The sequence below is a fragment of the Rhizobium sp. 18055 genome, from assembly GCF_902706285.1.
GTDB lineage: Bacteria > Pseudomonadota > Alphaproteobacteria > Rhizobiales > Rhizobiaceae > Rhizobium.
In genome coordinates this window covers 1-671 of the sequence record NZ_CACSKD010000084.1, presented here as the reverse complement: position 1 = coordinate 671, position 671 = coordinate 1, and the positions used below count along the sequence as shown (strand labels likewise).

The 671-nt window shown below is 61.4% G+C and carries 1 protein-coding gene; it reads left to right on the top strand.

What is annotated here, in order from left to right:
• Positions 1–671, top strand: a 671-nt coding sequence (locus tag GVL52_RS31530; protein ID WP_160012667.1) for an efflux RND transporter periplasmic adaptor subunit, incomplete at both ends; no start/stop codon positions are given.

Below are 671 nucleotides of genomic sequence, written 5' to 3'. Positions count from 1 at the left end.
GGCAAGGTAGAGCTGACCGATGCCCAGATCAAGGCGGCAGCCATTGGTGTTGACTCGGCATCCGCCGCGAGCATCAAGTCCGCGCTGCTGTTGCCTGGCGAGATTCGCCTCAACGAAGATCGAACCTCGCACGTAGTCCCACGTCTTGCCGGCGTGGTCGAGAGTGTCAATGCCAGCTTGGGCCAGGTCGTCAAGAAGGGGCAGGTGCTGGCCGCCATCGCCAGTCCCACGGCGTCGGAACAACGAAGCGAACTGCAGACAGCCCAGAAGCGCATGGCGCTGGCAAAGACAACCTACGAGCGGGAAAAGAAGCTCTGGGAACAGAAAGTCTCTGCAGAGCAGGACTACCTGCAGGCCAAGCAGGCGCTCAACGAGGCAGAAGTGGCCGTCGCCAACGCCAACCAGAAGCTGGGCGCACTGGGCCTCTCTTCCTCGTCCGCTTCGGGCCTGAACCGGCTCGAACTGCGTGCTCCCTTCGATGGAATCGTCATCGAGAAGCACCTGAGCCTCGGCGAAGCCGTCAAGGAAGACGCCGCTGTGTTCACGATTTCTGACCTGACCCAGGTGTGGGCTGAAATCAATGTTCCAGCCAAGGATCTGCCTCTCGTGCGAGTCGGCGAGAAGGTCACCATCAAGGCCACCGCGTTCGACGCTTCAGCGACGGGTACGGT